The following is a 20,111-nucleotide window of genomic DNA, read 5'->3' on the forward strand; positions in this document are numbered from 1 at the left end:
TGAGATTCCTTCTTTTAATTAAACTTTTTTGATTACACCTGTAGTTTATATAACTTATAAAATGAAAAAAGAATCCTCTTCAATACGCTCATTAAAGGAAATTCTTTTTCAAATCTTATTTTCTTTACTCGTTACTTATTTTAACCAGTTTTTCTCCTTGTTCTAAAAGTGTTTCATAGTCATTGTTCTCTTTAATTTCTTTGATTTTATTTTCAATTGTGGGCGTATTATTTATATTAAAGTACGTATTTAATACTTCATATGGTGTCTTTCCTTGTTTGGTTGCACTATCTTCAATAGCTTCTTTCCATGGAATATTTGCTTTGTCCATGCTTAATTCAAGGGCTGAACCAGTCTCATATCTCATATTCCGCTCTAAAAACTTTGGAGATTCTGCCTGTCCATTAGCAACGAAGTTGAACGCCTCCATAAAAGTAACATGATATGGCTTCTGTTTCTTTGCAAGTACCATAAGATTTCCACCAGTTAACTTACTATAACGATACTCTAAGTATCGTGCTGAACCTTCTATTGCTTCAGTTTTTGTTTCTCCAATTAATTGAGGCCATTTTTTATAGCGATAGTTACGTACAATTGTCCAATCATATAATGCCTGATTAATACTTTCTGGGCTTGTATCAATCATTGCTTTATCTAATAGCTTAAATTCTAATCCCATTAGCGCGTAATTTTCTTTATTAATCGGATATTCGTGAATAAACTCTCCACCATTTGCATCATATGTCCAATCTTTTTGTTTATAAGCATGAAAACCTTCATGTAATAAGAAAGATGAAAAATCAAAATATAAATCTGGATTACTAAACATTTTAGGATGATATTTTAAATAAAATACATCCATATCATTAATATTTATTGTCCCAAAATTCCAAGGAATCCAGGTAGAAATAGTTCTAAAATCAAAACGAGTTAAGCGATAAACTTTAGGTAGATGCAGAGAATTTGAGACTTTTATTTCCTTTGCAAAAATACTATTTTCTAATCCCGTTACATTAACTGCATAAGCTTCTTGTCTAAAGAATCCCCCGTCTTTATTACTACGTATCAGAACCAATGGCATTTTTTCGAAGCGATAATCTTCATTCCAAAGTTTATCACTCGATTCTTCAAAGCTCTTATAAATAGTAGCTAATTCTTTTAACATCTTTTGATCCGTATTATCTAAAGACTTAAACTCTGTATGATATGTTTTATTTAAAATTATGCTTCCCAACATAATTCCTATAAACATTACTAATAAGATTAAAATTACCTTTAAAAATTTTTTCAACACACACTCCTTTTCTAAAACGATAATCCTTATGATGAGTAAGGTTTACAAGTTTTATGTTTATTTACACTCTTTTGGTGCAGGCACAATTTATACAAGATATTATTTTGATAATTGTTCCATCCTGTCAAAATTCCGGTTATAGTTAACAATTAATATTGGATGATTATTCAATTTTATTGTAAGGGGATAGTGCAAGAGTTCCTACAAATAAGGTTAAAGTAGTACTCAATGTAGGAACGATGCTATTTTCCCTCTTCCTTTCCCTTCATCATAACGGGGGCCAATTATGATGATATTTAGTATACATAACATTATTACATTAACCTTCTTTCGGAAGTACAATTCTTTTATACAATTGAACTGTAATCCAGTAGTAAATCGAGTAAATCACTATGAAAATAACAATTGGTAACCAAATTCGAAAATACGGATCGATTAAAAGAGGGCCAAACATATTCATACCAACTAATATGTGAACAATACCGATAATTGCTGGGACTAAGAATACGAAGGATAACTCCTTATAAATCGATTGTGTTAATAATTCCCGGCGAACACCAATTTTACGAAGCATTTGATAACGTATACTATCTTTAGATGCGCCAGATAGAATTTTAAACATTAAGCAACTTGCCATCATTGCTAAAAACGCAATTCCAACGAAGAACCCCATAAACATTAGTCCGCTGGAAAAACTTTGATTCGCCTTATATGTTTGATACTTACTATCCAGTTCTTCCACTTTCACATTTTTATATTTAACTACCTGCAATTCATCAATTTTTTTCCATTCTTTTACGTATGCTCCAAAAACATCTGTTTTCCCAATAAACACCGTATTTTCTGTATCTTTCATACTATCGTATATGTTTTGATCTACAATTTTTATTTTATGATCAGGATGTATATAATTTGGCTGAATTGTTTCGAAAGCTTCTCTCCATTGTTTTGATTCCGCATCCTCTTTACCCCATTGTCTTGACAATGCAAATGCATCCATGGGAATCTCTTCTGAAACTTTCATTATCTTCTCATTTTTTCTATCTTTTACTAAAGGACGATTGTTCTCTAGCTCTTCTTTTATATAATAAACATACTTATCATCTACTTTGTAACGATATTCAAGTTTCTCTTGAAATAAAATACTACTCAAAATGTTCTTTTCTTCTGCTGTTGGATTATGAACTACCGAATCGTAAATTGTTCCTTTATCAGTCTGCTTTAAAACGTCATTTTTAAATGCCATACCACACGCAATTCCACCTGCTCCAAGGGCTACTAAGATTGCTACCGTCGCAAGCACATTTGTTAGGCCATTAATGCGGAAGTTTAATTGAGCAAAGGTAAAAGCATTAAGCCCTTTTTCACTACGCTTTTTATTACTTTTTATTTTTTTTATCATGACTGGGAGAAGTGATCCAAACAACATGTAAGTACTAACAGTTGCTGCGATTAATCCAAGAGCCATTAATGTAGGAATGGTTCCTAGATTTTTTGCCTGTGGTATATAGAGCAGTGATGCATAACCAATACCTAACAAAATCAGACCAAGGAATGCAACTACAACTGTCATTTTTCCTTTTACCGCGACACGCTCTGTTTGTGCATCTGCATGTACAAGTTGTAATACAGAAATACGTGATAATTTAATACTATTCATACTTGCTGATAGTACAAATAATGCAAAGAAGAAGATGCAAGTAGCAACCATAGATGGAATGTACAAAGCTTTGTAACCTTCTCCAGTTAACTCCAATTGTTTCATTAATAACTGTCCGATACCTTCTGCAAGTCCTACACCAATTGTGATCCCAATTACAAGTGATGCCACACCTAATACAATTGTTTCAAGGAACATCAGTAATGTAACTTTATACTTTTTTGCTCCTAACATCATATACATACCAAACTCTTTTTGGCGAAGAGATAATAAGAAAGAGTTTGCATACATAATGTAAAAAAATGTTACAATCGCTAATAAAAAGGAACCTATTTGGAATATTAATACAATAGGACCAACGTTTGCATTAGATTCAAGGAACGTTTTATTTAGTGATAGCGTTTGAAACATATAGAAAGTTGAAATAGATACAATTAGACCAATAAGTAATACAATATAATCTTGTAACTTACTTTTTAGCCCTGACATGGAAAGTTTAAATAACATGCCCAAACCTCCTTTCTTATGCTTTTTGTGTGCCTAAGTCTGCAAGCACGTCTAAAATTTCTTTGTAAAACTCTTCACGTGTACCATTACGGTGAATTTCTTTATATAACTCACCATCTTGAATGAATAAAATACGCTGACAGTAACTTGCACTGTATGGATCATGTGTAACCATCATAATAGATACACCTTGTTCTTTATTTAAATTTGTCATTGCATTAAGTAAACTAGTTGCATTTTTAGAATCAAGAGCTCCTGTTGGCTCGTCCCCTAAAATAATTGCAGGCTCATGCACTAACGCACGTGCTGCTGCTGAACGCTGTTTCTGTCCACCAGATACTTCAGATGGGTACTTTTGAAGTATTGCTACAATCCCTAACATATCAGCTACCTTTTCTACTTTCGGCCCAATTTTTCGTGATGGGACACCTTGAAGAGATAATGGAAGTGCAATGTTTTCGTAAATAGATAAATTCTCTAATAAATTAAAGTCTTGGAAAATGAATCCTAACTTTTGCGAACGGAAATCAGAAAGCTCACCTTGCTTCATTTTCGTAATATCCGTTCCTGCAATTTCAATAACGCCACCTGTCGCTTTATCAAGAGTCGAAATTACATTTAATAATGTTGTTTTGCCAGAACCAGATGGCCCCATAATCCCAACAAACTCACCATCTTGAATACACCTTTTAATGCGTGTGATTGATTCTCAGCTTTTTTACCGTACACTTTTTGAACGTTTTTCACGTCTACAACTGGTTTCGTCATATATATCCTCCTACGTTTGTATGATTGATAAGCTACTGTTTGAGTTATGTCTTTTTCGTTTCCACTTGCAATGCTTCATCTGTAAAAGTATTAAACTTGTCCACCACGAATACACATCCTTTTATTTTTCAAAATAATAAGTCCTTTCATACTTTTGTAATACATAAAAATAGGTATCAAACGGGATTTATTGTATTTAATTTGAATATCTATTTTTAGTAATACACATAATAGACAATCTAAGTAATAAATATGTTCCCCTTTAAGATAAGAAAGCACTAGGTGTTTTGTTAAGAAAACAGAATGAATTGCACATAAAAAATCCCTTTTCGCCATCTCACAAAAAAAGAATTATTGCTGCAGCCTTTATAAACTTTATAATGGCTGGCTCATGCACAAGTATACATGTTGCTGCCCACTAGATACTTCAGGTGGATGCTTTTGGAGTATCACTGAAACTTCTAACATATAAGCTACCTTTTCTACCTCCAGGCGAGTAATTCGTGATGGAACACCTTGAAGGGAAAATGAAGAAACAATTTTGTGTAATCATTTGAATTATAAATAAAACATATTAAGAACTACTGGTTATATTTCTTAATTTTTCTTAAGATAATTTATAAAAACTAAACCATAATGGGGAGATTATTTCATAATTGTTTCTAGTACAAATAATAAAAAAACTACATCCTATATTGAATGTAGTTTTTCTAGCTGATTTATTTATTTTTTACTTCATTTTTATAAAAAGCAAATAATGGTTCAATGGCTGGACTAGATAAAAGAGGAATTGCCTTCTCAATCAACTCTCTATCCCAATCATACCACCGCATTTCCATTAGCATATTCATTTCTGTATCAGTGAACCGTTTCTTTATTTCCTTAGCAGGATTACCGCCCACTATCGTATATGGCGGAACATCTTTACTTACGACAGATCCTGCTGCAACGATAGCACCTTCACCGATTGTAACGCCTGGCATTATAATAGCATTCATTCCAATCCAGGCATCACTTTTAATGATTGTATCGCCCTTCGGTTCATATGAATGTTCTATTTGCTCAGCGAATGGATATACTGTAATCCATTCTGAGTGATGATTATGATTACCACCCATTAATATGACTACTCCACTGGCAATACAAACATAATTCCCAATTATGAGTTTATCAAGATGCCATCCCATCTGTTCAATTGGATTGAAAAGTACTCGGGACTTAGCATCCCCCCACAAATACCTTACACAGCCATCTTCAAAATTTTGATGACCATAATACCCTGAATAATAGGAGTACTCTCCTACCTCAATGAGTGGATTTGTTACTATATCTTTTAAATACTTCGTTTCTGACCAATGATTATATAATGGATGCTTCATAACTTTATTCCTCGCTTCTAAGTATTGTAGATCTTTGTAATTCACTTAGAAGCTTAATACGACTGCTACATTTTTTAGCTTTCTCAAACGACGAATCATTATATTCAAGCCCTTCTTTTATAATAAAAAAATCATAACGTGATAAATTATATAAGTCAAATTGTAAAATTATGTGTTCAAACTTAACGCGTGCATTGAAATTTCAGTTTTAAAATAATCATGTTTTCAAATAATAAATCGCAATTACATATAATAAAGATTTATTAGCTATATCTCTAACTTCTTTCTTATATTAGCCTTCACTCCCTCGATATAATTTTATTATTTATTAATTTGTCTGATAAATCAATAAATGTTAATATGATTATAGAAGATATTATCATCCATTAGATTTCACAGCTAGTTTTTCACAAATACGATTTCTGAATCCTTAAGTAAATAGGAGGTTTAGAACATGAAACTTTTAAGGCAATCAACAATTATTGGCGCATTGACTGTTGGAGGATTTTTATTTTCGAATACAATTGGTACACTCCCACCCGTGTCTGCTGAATCGCAACTTACACAAAAAGAATCACAACTTTTAGATAATTGGCGGTGGCAAAACTATTTTTTATTACATCATAATGCAGATTTTTTAGAAGAGTTAGCAGTTGGTGACTTAAAGCATGGAGATACATTCGATGTTAATATATATACTGGTGGTAAGGATACTGGTATTGTAAAAATATATCAATTGAGTGGAAATGAAAATGATGAAATAAACTTGCATAGATATAAAACCATTTACGACTCAGGTATAACACATAATTATGGTAGATTTGTAACACCTATTACTAAGGTTTATAATCCAGGAACATATGTAGCTGTTATGAAACTTGGAGAAAATTATTATTATGGGGGCAGCTTTAAAATCTCAAAATAATTAACGTAAATTCGCCATTAATTAAATGTTAAATACTATTGTTATTAGACAAAGACCATTTTAAAAGCCCCCTTATATAAGGGGGGGGATTTTTTGATTGTTTCCCCTTTTTAGGGCTAGAAGAAATCCTTACTTTCTTTATAAATTAGCATTTTTATTCACTAACCGTTTTCACTTCTTTATGTTCTACAATCCGATATGCAATATTGCATATTCTATATGTTCACTCTTTAAATATTTGATAATTTATTTATACAAAAGTTTAAAATTAATATTGAAAGGAGAATATTAAATGTCTTTCTTTTCTTGGTCTCCTCTTATTTTCTTAATAGGTGTTGCAATTATCATTTCTATTCAAAGGGCTAAGAAACAATAATTTATTATTTGGAGGTGTAATAATGTCATTTGCAGCATGGAGTGCAATTTTTATGACTTTAATTGGAGCAATATCCGGAGCAATCTTTGGTACAATTCCCTCTAGAAATAAGAGAAAAAATACTAACTAAAAAAAACTAATAATAAAAATTAATATCTATTTTAGTGACAGCTAATACGCCCCAAACATTTCAGCTGTCACTTTCTATTCAAATATCTTCCTCTTCAAAACTCCATCCACCATCAATATAATTTGCTGACCATTCTTTTCACTCTTGCTCGAAGAAAGCTCCCAACTCTTTCTGGATTTTTGGGTCGTATTCTAATTGTTATAAAGTAAGTTCATCTTTATGATTAGACCATGATATCCAATTCCTAATATAAAATGCCCTTTTATTTTTTGATCCATCTTCATTCTCCTTTTCTTTCAAATAACGCTTTTATGAAAATTCCATTGTCTAATTCTTCACTTGTCCATTTCGCTTTTCTCTACTTCTGCATTTATTATTAGTAATACTAATTTTTCAGAGGTGAAATTATTATGGACGAGTTTTTATCTTTTTCTTCAGTAAATCCTAATTTAGTCGGACCTACTTTACCACCTATTCCACCATTCACACTTCCTACTGGGCCTACTGGCAACACCGGACCTACTGGGCCTACTGGGCCACCTGATGGACCTACCGGGAGCACTGGACCTACTGGACCTACTGGACCTACTGGACCTACTGGACCTACCGGGCCCACTGGATCTACTGGGGACACTGGACCTACCGGGCCCACTGGATCTACTGGGGACACTGGACCTACCGGGCCCACTGGATCTACTGGGCCCACTGGACCTACCGGACCCACTGGATCTACTGGGCCCACTGGATCTACTGGGCCCACTGGACCTACCGGACCCACTGGACCTACCGGACCCACTGGATCTACTGGGCCCACTGGATCTACTGGGCCCACTGGACCTGGATGTATAGAGCCACTACCAATATTCACTCAAATAGTCTATGTAAACAAAGCTGGTAATGACGTTACCGCTGATGGTTCTGAATGTGCACCGTTTTTAACAGTTACTGCAGCAATGGCATCAATAACGGATGCAATAGCGCCATTTCCGGATCCTTTAAATATAACTAAACGTTATGCTATCAAAATTGGACCCGGTACCTATATTGAACCATTAATTCATTTAAAAGCTAACATTCAACTGATTGGGACTAGTACTTTATTAACTAGATTACAAATTCCTTTTGATATAAATGATCCGACTTGGTTTGATTTGAATTTTTCACAAGATCCTAGATCTGGGTTTGTCAATCTGTCATTAATAAGTGGGCCACTTGATTTTAACTTTCAAACAGCGCAAAGTATTTCAGGTAAATTATTCTTTGTTAGCGTTAATATAACCCCTACTCCTATATTCACAGCTTTATCTACTTCTGTGAATCAAGTTAATATCCGTGACTCAATGTTATCCGCTGGTTATACTCAAAATGGCATTAACATGGTGATGTTTGCTTCATTCGTTTCTAATGGTAATATTACTATTAATTCACAAGCGACCACAGATACTCAAGTCAATTTAGTTGGTGGAGGAATAAATGGTAATGTCATTATTAATGTACAATCTGGTCATATTCCAATTGACCCTTTAAATTTAACCAGTTTTGCTATTACAGAAAACATTTTTAATCCCAGTCCTAATTCAGGTAATTTAAATGTCAATGGCGTTAATAACATTATTACAAGAGTCAGAGCGACAGTTGATTCATTACCTATTCGTTCCCGAATAACTCTTATAGGAACAAATACTTCTTTAATTAGAGTTGATGACGCTTTCGATTTAGCTTATGCACCTATCAATCCAATAAATTGGGCTGCTCCTCCTCCTACAACAGTACAGGAAGCTTTAGATAGAATTGCTTCATTGCTCGCAGGAACTATCGGTACTCCATAAATACCTTAGAAAGAACTTAAACCCTGTTTCTATACAAGCTAAGTTGTTATGGTATATGAGAGAAAGTCTCTTCAAATCTTATTGGAGAGACTTTTTTCGTTTCTAAGTAAATCCAATATTCAAAAATGAATCTATATGATAAACAAAGTAATTATTTCTTAACAAAATTCAAATTCCATTGAACTTTCTTCCCATTATTCTTTATCTCCGTCAGTGGCTCCATTTCCTTTTTTACAAATACATCTATCATTTTCCTTTGTATATCTTCTTTTTGTTCTTCCTCGGATCTAAAACCAAAATAAAGTAATGCACTTGTAATAACCAGTCCTACAATGTATCCTAAAATACATCCTAACCAAAATATAATGTACCATCTCCCTATGCATTAATTCGGATATATATTAATACATTAAAATGTAACATATGACGATTTTGCTATAACACAAATAAAATATAAAATATAAAATATAAAATATAAAATAAACAGAAGTATATATACAATAAAGTATATTTTCCCCTTCATAAGTACTAAAAAAACAGCAATTAATCATTATTAACTGTAAAACTTAATATTACATACTGATGAAAAATGAATTTCTAATAAAATTCTATACAAAAAAAGTAGCCTATAAAGTTTTATAGGCTACTTTTCATTTCATCATTATTACTTAACTAATTCTTTCGTTCCCTTCATTACATCAACGAAGAATCCCCAGTTATTCACAACAGAAGAAATACTAATATGCTCATCTGGAGTGTGAACGTTGAATATATCTGGACCGAATGAAATTGCATCTAATTCAGGCATCTTTTGAACGAATACACTACATTCGATCCCTGCATGCACAGCAAAGATTTCAACATCTTTATTGTATTTTTCTTGATGCACTTTTTCAAACAAATTACGAATCTGTGAATTCGGATTGTATGGCCATTCTGGATACTCTGACTCTATTTCAAATGTTGCACCAACTAATTCGGCAATACATTTAATTTCATCTGCAACATGTTGTTTTAAACTACTGACAGAACTTCTCACTTCGTTACGTAATTTAATTTCATTTTGCAACGTTTCAATAACGCCTAAATTTGTTGAACTTTCTACTAGACCTTTAATATCCATGCTCATACTTTGAATGCCATTCGGAATTAAGAATAATGATGAAATAAGTTGCTTTTGTGTCTCTTTAGCAAATACTTTTTCTACTTTCTCATCCAATTTTGTAAGAGTTACATGAACATCTGGATCAACAGCACGCATTTCTTCTTGTAATACTCTTGTCCATGATTCTAGTTTTTCTTCTACTTTCTCTATATCTTCCGTACGCAATACAATTGTAGCCACACTTTCACGCGGAATTGCATTTGTTTTTAATCCGCCGTGAACCTCACTTACATCAAATTGGATATTTGCTGATAAATCACGTAATACTCGTCCTAATACTTTGTTCGCATTACCGCGTTGTTTATCAATTTCCATACCAGAATGTCCGCCTTTTAGACCACCAACATATAGACGGAATGCATCCATATTCACTGGCGCTTCATCCCATATTACTGGAATTGTTTCTACAGCTTTCGCACCACCTGCACTACTTACAAGTAATTTATGATCTTCTTCAGAATCAATATTTATAAAAATCTTTCCTTCAAAGTGATTTGCATCAACAGCGAAAGCCCCGCCCATTGTTGTTTCTTCTTCAGTAGTAATAACTACTTCAAGTGCTGGATGCGAAATGTCTGATGCATCTAATAAAGCCATTGCATACGCAACTGCGATACCATTATCCGCTCCTAAAGTCGTTTGATTTGCATATAACATGTCCCCAATAATTCGTAATTCAATTGGATCTTTTTCAAAATCATGTACGGTTGCTTGATTTTTTTCACATACCATATCCATATGACCTTGAATGATAATAGCTGGTACATTTTCATAGCCAGCAGTTGCTTCTTTTTTTATAATGACATTCAATGCTTCATCTTGAATCACTTCTAAATTACGCTCTTTTGCAAAGCTCACTAAATAATCACTAATTTCCTTTTCATTACCTGATCCTCTAGGAATCTTTGAAATTTCTGCAAAATGATAAAATACAGGGTGCTTTGTTAATTGTTCTAAAGTAGAATACATTTTTCAAGCTCCTCTCAAAATGACAAAATAATATGTAAGTCTTTAATCATTATACCATGATTCATTATTTTACCTTTCTTTTAACTTTTTAATATATTATTCATTTTATGTACAACACTCTTACAATATTGTAAGGGTGTTGTAAGCTATATCGATTTTCCTCATTTCATAATAGCCGTATACTGTGTAAAGAAACAAATTTAAGGAGATAAACAAAATGAAAAAGTTTTTATCAATTATTACACTATGTTTATTATTTTCTAGTATTACTATTGGGTGTGAGCGAGCATCACTAAATCGAATTGGTAAAGATGTGTATTATGTGCAGATAAAAGGCGAAGGGACTATCGAAAAAGTAGAAGGTAAAAACTTACGAAACTACACGTTGCCCGCCTATGACGAAGACGGAGTAAAAAAACAAATTACATTTAGAAGTAAGAAAGCATCAAACGAACATAAATTAAATGAAAAGGCATTTTTATGTCTTTATGTAGATCAAGATGATAAGAGCAAAAATGAAATATCATCAATTGAAGTGAAGTCATATGAAGAGGTTCAGGAAGCTGAGTTACCTGCAAAAGTAAAAGAAAAGTTAAATGCTAAATAAAAAACAAAAGAAAATGCACTATGCATTTTCTTTTGTTTTTTTCACTCGTATATATTTCGAACTGTTTCTATTCATAAGTTTTTCTAAACGATTTATATTTTCTGTTAGTGCACCTTTCACAAGAGAGAAATCTGTATTCGATTCTTCCTTTTTTTCTTTAAAAAACGAAGATTTTTGTACATTTATTTCTGCCATCTCTTCTCCCCCTTTTATAAAAAAATACAACCTTTTATTTATATTATATAGCAAATGCAGACAGAGTGTACACGTATCATTTTCTTTTTAATTCTTCTTCTAACTCTTCTACTTGCTGCAAAGTATCTCCTTTTATTAAAGAGAAATCTGTTGTATCTTCATTATTTTCTTTAAAAAAATCATTGTCATAATCTTTTATCACTACAATCACCTCTACGTGCTAGTGTAGGAATGATTGTCCAATTTTATACAAGCTTGTCTGAATTTGTTCTCCCTTTATGTATAGGTGAAAAGGACAGAAAAAGATTCTGTCCTTATTTACTAAAATAACTATGATGAATTGTTAAATTATATACATTTTCAAAATCTCGATCTTGAAGGTTATTTTTCTTCCCATCAATAACAATGAAAACATCACTAACTATTTTTGCTGGTATAATTCCGACATTTTCTACTTGCACCGCTTTCTGCTCATTCAATTGCTCGATGTGTTCTAATGGAACAATAATACTAAATTGAGAGCGGATACCACGAAAGTTTGTATTTAATTCCTTCACCGCTTCAAATACAACAATTTTCGCTCCAATTTTTTCCCCATATGAATCTAAAAATGCGTTTAAGCTTTTTGTATATTCCTCTTCCGTATGCCATTCCATCGTCCCAAATGCTGCTGGATTAATATTTTGGATAATGTTCGTATATATTTCTCCTCTTGCTTTTGAGGCGATTAATGACCGCTTTATGGATTGAACAGTTTTACCGATATCGCTAAATTTCGCTCCCCATATTTCAGAAATGTTAGGTGTTAAAATAAATGCAATATCAACGAAAATGACCATCGCAGTAAACATTAATAAGTTTTTCCAGAGGGTTAAATCGATTCCTTTTATCATGAAATAAACTGTGACTGATGTTATGAATAATCCATACCAAGTTTTTCGAATTCGCTGCTTTTTCTCTTCGTATAACTCTTCATTTCTCCAATAAAAGAAAACAAGAACTACAAAAATGATCGCTAAAATAAATAAGCCGATTCGAATGTTAGAGATTACCAATCATATCACCCTCCATTCAAAAACTACTCACGATATCATTACATGCACAAGCAGCTCTCTTTATGACAAAAGACGTGGACAAGCTTCTAAATTTAGCTACATCGCATATACATTAGAAGGAGGCCGCGTCTTTTATCCCGCATTAACGGGCAGTAAGACCCCCCACCTCAAAATTCAGCGAAAGCAAAGACGTTAGGTGAGGGATCAACTGCCCATAAAAGCCCGATTGGTGAAGGCTAATAATCAGTGCGGGATGAACACCCTCCACTGATTAAAGTTTCACTTTATCATGAATCTACATTGTATATGTAGACAAGCATGCGTTTCAAATTTTCATGTTAAAAAGAAATATGTTTCGGAATTTCCCCTTCAGGTACTTCTCCATCCATACTTAAGTAATAATGACGAATCGGACGTAATTTTTCATCTAACTCATAAACAAGCGGAATGCTAGTTGGAATATTTAATGAAGCCACACCATCACTTGAAAGGTTGTCTAAGTATTTCACTAGCGAACGAATTGTATTACCGTGCGATGAAATAATTACTTTCTCACCACTTTTTAATGACGGTGCAATTTCTGAATGCCAATAATCAACTACTCTTTTCTCCGTATCCTCTAAACATTCAGTCAATGGGAATTCATCTTTTTTTAACGTTTTATATCTTGGATTGTTCGCCTCATATCGAGGATCATCTTCAGTAAGTGCAGGCGGTCTCACATCTATACTTCTTCTCCAAATATGAACTTGTTCATCTCCATATTTTTTTGCAGTTTCGTCTTTATTCAATCCTTGTAGTGCACCATAATGGCGTTCATTCAACTTCCATGAGTTATGTATAGGGACCCAAGTGAGATCCATTTCATGCAGTACAATCCATAATGTACGAATTGCTCGTTTTAGTACCGAGGTATACGCAACATCAAATGTATATCCATTCTTTTTTAATATTGTTCCTGCTTCTCTCGCTTCACTTAATCCATTCTTTGATAAATCCACATCTGTCCATCCTGTAAATCGATTTTCAAGATTCCACAAACTTTGTCCGTGACGAATGAGTACAAGTTTTATCATTATAATTCCCCTCTCGGAAATATGAATTTTAAAATTTCAATACGTACACATATAAAGTTTTTGGCAATGTGAATTTTTTATCCATAGTTGCCAAATATACAGATAAAAATTTATGATTTTTCAAACTACAAAACAAGATACTGTTTCTATCTTTTATTCTACTGGTATTTCACGCTTAGACGTCCATGCATCAAATCCTGAACGGCTATTTGCCATTTCATTCATAACTTGATGCCAATTTTCTTCACATGATTCGCCAAACTGTGAGAAAATAGCTCCCATTTGTTCTCTTTGAACATCGCTCAGTTTTTTCTCTAAGTCTGTTCCTTCTTCTGTTAAAGACAGCTGTTTCACACGACGATCATGTGCAGCTTCATTACTCTCAATAAGTCCTTTATCTAACAGTTGGCGCAACGGTCCGTGAAGAGCTTGTTTACTTATTTCTAAAAGTGATAGCAGTTCATTTACACTAAGCCCTGGAAAACGAGCGATAAAAAACAGAATTCTATGATGTACACGCTGTATACTATACTCTTTTATTATTTCATCTGGTTTTTCTGTAAAAGTTTTATATGCAAAGTAAAATAATGCTAATGCCTCATTCATTTGCTCTTCTTTATGTTGTGTCATCTACTTTCCCCCTGTATGTAAATTATACCACAACTCAATTATGAATAATTAAGTTGGTATATTGAGCCTAATTTCTTCATTCTAAAACCAACAAATTTCAACTATTATATTTTTTGAAGGTTGTTTAATTCGTAAATCATACCTTCAAATAAAGTATCCAAATTATTTTTTAAAGAATTCTTAAGGAAATAGGTTAAATTCAAATGATAAATATTGTAAAATTTATTTATTAATATTTTTTTAAAAACTCAATTGTGATTGGAGTGTTATTGTATGCAAACAAAAAAAGTTTATCTTTATGTATTTAATACGATGTCAGACTGGGAATATGGACATTTAATTGCAGAACTAAACTCAGGAAGATATTTCAAAAAAGAGTTAGCCCCTTTAAAGGTAGTTACAGTAGGAGCTAATAATGAAATTATTACTACGATGGGAGGACTGAGCATAAAGCCAGATATTTCCCTGGATGAATGTACTCTTGAGAGTAACGATCTTTTAGTTTTACCTGGAGGGACTACTTGGGGGGAAAGCATTCATCACCCTATCTTAAAAAAAATTGGTGAAGCGTTAAAACTCGGCACTATTGTTGCTGCCATTTGTGGTGCAACTGAGGGGTTAGCGAATTTTGGATACCTAGATTCTAGAAAACATACAAGCAATGATTTAGAATATATTAAAATGGTTTGTCCTAATTATAAAGGAGAACAACTTTATAAGATGGAACCTGCAGTATGTGATGAAAATTTGATTACTGCATCAGGAGTAGCTCCTCTGGAATTTGCAATGGAAGTATTGAAAAAAATTGATGTATTTGCACCAGATACGTTACATTCATGGTATAACCTAAATAAGACTTATAAGCCTGAATACTTCTTCCAGTTAATGAATTCAATTACTAGATAAGCTGAAAAATTAAATTAGCAGTTTTATATTATATAAAAAACTTAAAAAGCACCCCTAAAGTCGTTATAAATACAACCGATGACGGTTGTAAAACAAAAAATAAAAGGGATGATACATATTTATCTTGTATCATCCCTTTTATTTTTTATAACATTAATATCACCATATTATTTTAATTATTCATCTCCAGCAAGAGTTAACTGCCAAGACACACCATACTTATCATTTAACCAGCCAAACTTTTTACTAAACGGATATGAACCTAAAGGCATAAGAACTTTTCCATCTTGTGCTAGTTTATTAAAAACTGTTTCGATTTCCTCTTCCGTATCACAAGTTACATAAAGAGACATAGCTGGAGTGAATGTAAAATCATGCTTTACATAACTATCAATACACATGAACTCTTGTCCATTTAGCGTAAAAGTTGCATGAATTACAGTTCCCTCTTTACCTGGTCCATTCTCATCATAACGAGAGATACTTACAATTTCTGATTGATTAAATAGCGATGTGTAAAAATTCATCGCTTCCTCAGCTTTGCCCTCAAACATTAAAAACGTAGTGATTTTTTGATTTGTGTTACCCATTTAGAGACATCCCCTTGTTATGTATTTATGCAAAACATACATCGGACAATAAAACCGAACGTATATTCTCATAAGTGTATTGTCTATAAAAACGATGAGTTTGTCAATTATCTATGTTTTATTTCTTCTTAAATAATGCTGTCCAAAGAAATGATTCTCCAAACATATTATTTGGTTGTTCAATTTGCTGCATTTTTCTAATTTCAATTACTTCAAATTCTTTAAATATCTCTCTTAACTTTTCTTCTGAATATGCAAGACCACCTTGCAAACTCCATCCTCTATACACATCCCAGTCCGTTATTTCCGATCCATTTCGCTCATTCAAATCACCTGCTGCAAAACATGTTAATCCGAAATAACCACCCGATTTTAATGAGTTTTTAACTAGATCAACATAATTCATTCTTCTATGTGGTGGAATGTGATGCAAGCAACCGGAATCATATACAAAATCATATTCATCTTGAAAATCCAAATTAAAAATCGATTCACAAACAAATTGTATTTCTATTCCATTTTCTAACGCCCTCTCTTTGGCCCAATTAATTCCTTCTATAGACAAATCTACGGCTGTTACATCAAACCCTTGTTTCGCTAAATAAATTGCATTTCTTCCTGGACCACATCCAAGCTCTAACACTTTCTCTTTTGAAATCCATTCTGTTTGTATATATGAAACTAAATTCTCATCTGGAACATTTGCAAAAAAAGGAACATCCTTTTCTCTATTCGTGTAAAATTCATTCCAAAATGGTACTGCGGGTCTTAATAATAAATCAAGCATTTTTAATATATCTTCTTGAGTATGTAACGTTTCACTTTTCATTTATACCCCTCCATAATCAATAGTCAGAAAATTATTATATCTCTTTTTAAACTTTCAAACAAAGAAAAAACTCCTATATTCAATAGGAGTCAAAAATATTATCTCTTTAAAATCCAAGTACAGTTAACCATTTTAACAACTGCTCTTCTCGCACCTTCAAATCATCGTTTCTATACTTACCCATCTGTATTTCGCTAACAATTTCTCCGTCCACCATAAAAAGAACTCTTTCTGTTTTAGCTGCTACCTTTACGTCATGAGTAACTAGCAAAATTGTAGTTCCCATGCGGTTTATATTTGCTAAAATATCCATTACTTCTTCTGTCGCTTTTAAATTCAAAGCACCCGTTGGTTCGTCAGCAAAAATAATATTAGGTTTATTTATGAGTGCTCTACAAATAGATACCCTTTGTAATTCTCCTCCTGATGCTTCAGTTATACTATTAGTTGCAATTTGACTAATCCCCATTTTTTTCATCAATTCAAGTGCACGTTTATTTATTATTTTCCTGCTCTCAAATTTTGCTAAATACGCAGGTAAAACTATATTATCAAAAAGATTCAAATTTCTAAGAAGATTGCTCTGTTGAAAAATAAATCCCATTTCGCTGAGTCGTAATTTTGCTAACACCTCTTCTTTCATACATGTTATTTCTTTACTATCAACTTTCACACTTCCTGATGACATTTGATCCATTCCGCTAATATTATATAGTAACGTCGATTTCCCTGAACCAGAAGGTCCCATGACCGATATAAACTCTCCCTCATAAATCTCTAAATTTATATTTTTTAACATATGGTAAGTTTTATTTCCATCCATTGCGTATTTTTTATTTAATTGTTTTACTTCTAAAATTTTTTTCAAATTACACACCTCCTACTCCCCATTTTGCTTTAAATCATTTGTTTGTTTCACTGTAAAACTACTGAAAAGTGTTGCTACGGTCACAGATATAAATAAAATAGCTGGACATATTACATAAGAAATGATCGGATTAACAACAAACTTTATGTGAGCTGCTCCCATAAATGAACCTAACCAGCTTATTAGTGTTTCTCCAAACGTAGCAGCTATAAATGTCCCTGTTAAAATACCTACTAATACTATAGAAATAGAACGAGTAACATATTGTATACGAATATCTTTGTAGGAAAAGCCGATACTTTTCATAATTAATATTTGCGAAGAATCTTTTACCAATAACATTTTAAAAAACATCGCAGTTATTAAAACCGATATCAATATAGCAATCAAAATTGCCACTTGTGTCACGAGTCTTAATTGTTTAATTGTCTCTCCTAAAGTTTGAGATAAATAATTATCCGTATCTGTTATTTTTGCAAAATTAAAATTTTGTTTATACTCCTTCACTTTTTCTTGTAGATTCACTTTGGGTTTCATATCTACATTTACTACGTACCATAATATATTTTCTTTATTATAAGAAAAACTCGCTTTAGCTGTTTTTCCTCCATTCGTTACATCTTGATATATACCACTAATAGTTAGCATTTTCTCTTTTCCTTCTACAAATAAAACGATTTCATCCCCTATATTCTTTTTTAATTCATTTGCGTTCATATAAGAGAGAGCGATCTCATTTTCATTTTTTGGTGCCATACCTTTAACATATTCTATTGGAAATTGGGCGAAATCTCCCACTTCTACATTTAAGTTTTCATGTGTACCATCAGCTTTCACCATTTTAAATGTACTCGTTACAAATGCTGCATATCTTTCTACCTCTTCATCGTTTCCGACATACGATATAACGTCATTAAACCGTTTTTCTATATTTTCAGATTGCTGTAAATCTATTCGTATATCACTCTTTCCTGTTCCCATATAATTAACAAATTGCGGTGACTGAATCGTGTACAAAAAGTTAACTGGTACAACAATCATGAACACTGCAATAATTAAAACGATACTTAATACTCGATATAACTTAAATCGTTTCACTACGTCTTGTATACCAATAAATATATTTACATTTGTAATTTTAGTTTGATAGAGAGAAAAAAATCTTCTAATCTTTCTTTTTCCTAGTTTATCTCTTGATTGTAAAGCGTCTATTGCGGTAATTCTCCTGAAATTCCGCAAAATGATGCGGCAAAAAAGGATAACGGCTAGAAATAACAATGTTGTGACTATCAATGGCACAACATAATATAAAATACTTTTATTAGCTGTCCCCATATAAAGTGCGATGTTAGAGGTAAATATTTTTGTAACAAATAACGAAAGGATATATCCACATATACATCCGATAGCGGAAATAACAACATATTTTGTTACATATAGTTTTTGAATATCTTTACTTTGAATGCCGATAGCTTTCATAACACCAATTTCCCGATAATCTTCTTCCATTGAAGTCATAATCGTAAATCTAATACATAAAATCGCGATTAGCATTAATAATGCACTTATTATGATAAGTACTGCAGCTATTATTCCATCTGTTAATGAATTGAGTGTTTTAAAGAGTGAATACGTAATAGAGGGACCTTTTTGAGGTAAGTTTGATGACTGGTATAAAGTTTCAAATTCATTTATTTTAGTTAAATCTGTTAGCTGGAATTCAATAAGATATTCACTTTCTCCAAAATTCCCCTTTATTCTTTCGAAGTCTTCATCGCTTATTACAAATCGTTTTGAACTAACAAGTGATGGGTTCATTTGAACATCACGAACAAATGCCGAAATATTAAATTCTAGCTCATTATTATTTTTAACAACCCAAATTTTATCTCCAATACGCAAATTATATTTTTGCATATAATAAATTGGTACACCTATTTCCCCTTTCCTAACATCGATCAATTCATTATTTAAATCTAATAAAAAGTCAAAAATAGTATTTTGCTTAACGAAGCTAATGTCCATTACACTATTATGTTCCGCTTGATTTTTCTTCTTTATAAAAATGTTAGATCCGCCTATTTGAACCATCTCTGCTGTTTGTTGTTTTTTTACAAAAGGAGTTTGCGCTACAAATGAATCGATTGACTTTTGGTTTATTTCTCCGGCATGCATTTGTACGAAGTGCGGTGCGTTTGATACTTTAAACAATTGATCCGTTGAGTTCAATAGATTTATAACGTTACTTGAAGCACTTGCGATTAAAAGACTTGATAACATGATAAACATAAATAGAATAGTAATTATCATTTTATTTTGAGAGAAATCTCTTTTTAACATTCTCCTAATCATA

General features: G+C 32.4%; 17 protein-coding genes and 1 pseudogene. 4 read left to right on the forward strand and 14 right to left on the reverse strand.

Features of this window, described 5'->3' with window-relative positions:
• Nucleotides 1-124: 124 nt before the first annotated feature.
• From MKX66_RS07525 to MKX66_RS07545, 4 genes and pseudogenes are all read right to left on the reverse strand, one after another.
• Complete coding sequence (locus tag MKX66_RS07525) at nucleotides 125-1,291, reverse strand: hypothetical protein (protein ID WP_341085863.1); 1,167 nt, start codon at nucleotides 1,289-1,291, stop codon at nucleotides 125-127.
• A 322-nt stretch (nucleotides 1,292-1,613) separates the two neighbouring features.
• Nucleotides 1,614-3,461 (reverse strand): ABC transporter permease, encoded by a 1,848-nt coding sequence (locus tag MKX66_RS07530; RefSeq protein ID WP_341085864.1) that lies wholly within the window; start codon nucleotides 3,459-3,461, stop codon nucleotides 1,614-1,616.
• A 16-nt stretch (nucleotides 3,462-3,477) separates the two neighbouring features.
• Nucleotides 3,478-4,229, reverse strand: a pseudogene (locus MKX66_RS07535) (ABC transporter ATP-binding protein).
• Between the two features lie 719 nt (nucleotides 4,230-4,948).
• Nucleotides 4,949-5,608, reverse strand: coding sequence for a CatB-related O-acetyltransferase (locus MKX66_RS07545; RefSeq protein WP_098635015.1), 660 nt, complete (start codon nucleotides 5,606-5,608; stop codon nucleotides 4,949-4,951).
• Between the two features lie 454 nt (nucleotides 5,609-6,062).
• Here MKX66_RS07545 and MKX66_RS07550 point away from each other — a divergent pair, with 454 nt between their 5' ends.
• Nucleotides 6,063-6,533, forward strand: coding sequence for a DUF5065 family protein (locus tag MKX66_RS07550; protein WP_002189624.1), 471 nt, complete (start codon nucleotides 6,063-6,065; stop codon nucleotides 6,531-6,533).
• 916 nt (nucleotides 6,534-7,449) lie between these two features.
• Complete coding sequence (locus tag MKX66_RS07555; RefSeq protein ID WP_341085865.1) at nucleotides 7,450-8,868, forward strand: exosporium leader peptide-containing protein; 1,419 nt, start codon at nucleotides 7,450-7,452, stop codon at nucleotides 8,866-8,868.
• A gap of 664 nt (nucleotides 8,869-9,532) precedes the next feature.
• Here the strand turns inward: MKX66_RS07555 and pepD are convergent.
• Nucleotides 9,533-11,002: a beta-Ala-His dipeptidase gene (pepD, locus tag MKX66_RS07560; RefSeq protein WP_002189621.1), complete on the reverse strand. Its 1,470-nt coding sequence runs from the start codon at nucleotides 11,000-11,002 to the stop codon at nucleotides 9,533-9,535.
• A gap of 217 nt (nucleotides 11,003-11,219) precedes the next feature.
• Between pepD and MKX66_RS07565 the strand changes: the two genes are divergently transcribed.
• The gene (locus MKX66_RS07565) at nucleotides 11,220-11,609 is read left to right on the forward strand and encodes a YxeA family protein (RefSeq protein ID WP_002189620.1); all 390 of its coding nucleotides are present in this window, start codon (nucleotides 11,220-11,222) and stop codon (nucleotides 11,607-11,609) included.
• A gap of 18 nt (nucleotides 11,610-11,627) precedes the next feature.
• Here MKX66_RS07565 and spoIISB read toward each other — a convergent pair whose 3' ends face one another.
• From spoIISB to MKX66_RS07590, 5 genes are all read right to left on the reverse strand, one after another.
• A complete protein-coding gene (spoIISB, locus tag MKX66_RS07570; RefSeq protein WP_002189619.1) occupies nucleotides 11,628-11,804 on the reverse strand; it encodes a stage II sporulation protein SB in 177 nt (58 codons plus the stop codon).
• Nucleotides 11,805-11,880: 76 nt separating this feature from the next.
• Entirely contained in the window at nucleotides 11,881-12,006 is a 126-nt protein-coding gene (locus tag MKX66_RS07575) for a hypothetical protein (RefSeq protein WP_002069312.1), read from the reverse strand.
• 112 nt (nucleotides 12,007-12,118) lie between these two features.
• Complete coding sequence (locus tag MKX66_RS07580) at nucleotides 12,119-12,859, reverse strand: type II toxin-antitoxin system SpoIISA family toxin (protein ID WP_002189615.1); 741 nt, start codon at nucleotides 12,857-12,859, stop codon at nucleotides 12,119-12,121.
• Between the two features lie 338 nt (nucleotides 12,860-13,197).
• Nucleotides 13,198-13,935: a 2,3-diphosphoglycerate-dependent phosphoglycerate mutase gene (gpmA, locus tag MKX66_RS07585; RefSeq protein WP_326997715.1), complete on the reverse strand. Its 738-nt coding sequence runs from the start codon at nucleotides 13,933-13,935 to the stop codon at nucleotides 13,198-13,200.
• A 153-nt stretch (nucleotides 13,936-14,088) separates the two neighbouring features.
• Entirely contained in the window at nucleotides 14,089-14,565 is a 477-nt protein-coding gene (locus MKX66_RS07590) for a MarR family winged helix-turn-helix transcriptional regulator (RefSeq protein WP_002017049.1), read from the reverse strand.
• Between the two features lie 273 nt (nucleotides 14,566-14,838).
• Between MKX66_RS07590 and MKX66_RS07595 the strand changes: the two genes are divergently transcribed.
• Entirely contained in the window at nucleotides 14,839-15,471 is a 633-nt protein-coding gene (locus MKX66_RS07595; protein ID WP_002017047.1) for a type 1 glutamine amidotransferase family protein, read from the forward strand.
• Nucleotides 15,472-15,647: 176 nt separating this feature from the next.
• Here the strand turns inward: MKX66_RS07595 and MKX66_RS07600 are convergent, their stop codons facing one another.
• The 4 genes from MKX66_RS07600 to MKX66_RS07615 all read right to left on the reverse strand — a co-directional run bounded on the left by MKX66_RS07600 (nucleotide 15,648) and on the right by MKX66_RS07615 (nucleotide 20,110).
• Nucleotides 15,648-16,061, reverse strand: coding sequence for a VOC family protein (locus tag MKX66_RS07600; protein WP_002012925.1), 414 nt, complete (start codon nucleotides 16,059-16,061; stop codon nucleotides 15,648-15,650).
• Between the two features lie 118 nt (nucleotides 16,062-16,179).
• Nucleotides 16,180-16,890, reverse strand: coding sequence for a class I SAM-dependent methyltransferase (locus MKX66_RS07605; RefSeq protein ID WP_002189612.1), 711 nt, complete (start codon nucleotides 16,888-16,890; stop codon nucleotides 16,180-16,182).
• Between the two features lie 106 nt (nucleotides 16,891-16,996).
• Nucleotides 16,997-17,758: an ABC transporter ATP-binding protein gene (locus tag MKX66_RS07610; protein WP_341085866.1), complete on the reverse strand. Its 762-nt coding sequence runs from the start codon at nucleotides 17,756-17,758 to the stop codon at nucleotides 16,997-16,999.
• Nucleotides 17,759-17,770: 12 nt separating this feature from the next.
• Entirely contained in the window at nucleotides 17,771-20,110 is a 2,340-nt protein-coding gene (locus MKX66_RS07615) for an ABC transporter permease (RefSeq protein WP_326997819.1), read from the reverse strand.
• Nucleotide 20,111 lies beyond the last annotated feature (1 nt).

It is taken from the genome of Bacillus sp. FSL R9-9530, assembly GCF_038008145.1.
Classification (GTDB): Bacteria; Bacillota; Bacilli; order Bacillales; family Bacillaceae_G; genus Bacillus_A; species Bacillus_A mycoides.

Coding starts and splice junctions, on each gene's coding strand:
- MKX66_RS07530 (WP_341085864.1), bottom strand. CDS start 3,461: ATGTTATTTAAACTTTCCATGTCAGGGCTAAAAAGTAAGTTACAAGAT.
- MKX66_RS07545 (WP_098635015.1), bottom strand. CDS start 5,608: ATGAAGCATCCATTATATAATCATTGGTCAGAAACGAAGTATTTAAAA.
- MKX66_RS07550 (WP_002189624.1), top strand. CDS start 6,063: ATGAAACTTTTAAGGCAATCAACAATTATTGGCGCATTGACTGTTGGA.
- MKX66_RS07555 (WP_341085865.1), top strand. CDS start 7,450: ATGGACGAGTTTTTATCTTTTTCTTCAGTAAATCCTAATTTAGTCGGA.
- pepD (WP_002189621.1), bottom strand. CDS start 11,002: ATGTATTCTACTTTAGAACAATTAACAAAGCACCCTGTATTTTATCAT.
- MKX66_RS07565 (WP_002189620.1), top strand. CDS start 11,220: ATGAAAAAGTTTTTATCAATTATTACACTATGTTTATTATTTTCTAGT.
- spoIISB (WP_002189619.1), bottom strand. CDS start 11,804: ATGGCAGAAATAAATGTACAAAAATCTTCGTTTTTTAAAGAAAAAAAG.
- gpmA (WP_326997715.1), bottom strand. CDS start 13,935: ATGATAAAACTTGTACTCATTCGTCACGGACAAAGTTTGTGGAATCTT.
- MKX66_RS07590 (WP_002017049.1), bottom strand. CDS start 14,565: ATGACACAACATAAAGAAGAGCAAATGAATGAGGCATTAGCATTATTT.
- MKX66_RS07595 (WP_002017047.1), top strand. CDS start 14,839: ATGCAAACAAAAAAAGTTTATCTTTATGTATTTAATACGATGTCAGAC.
- MKX66_RS07600 (WP_002012925.1), bottom strand. CDS start 16,061: ATGGGTAACACAAATCAAAAAATCACTACGTTTTTAATGTTTGAGGGC.
- MKX66_RS07605 (WP_002189612.1), bottom strand. CDS start 16,890: ATGAAAAGTGAAACGTTACATACTCAAGAAGATATATTAAAAATGCTT.
- MKX66_RS07615 (WP_326997819.1), bottom strand. CDS start 20,110: ATGATTAGGAGAATGTTAAAAAGAGATTTCTCTCAAAATAAAATGATA.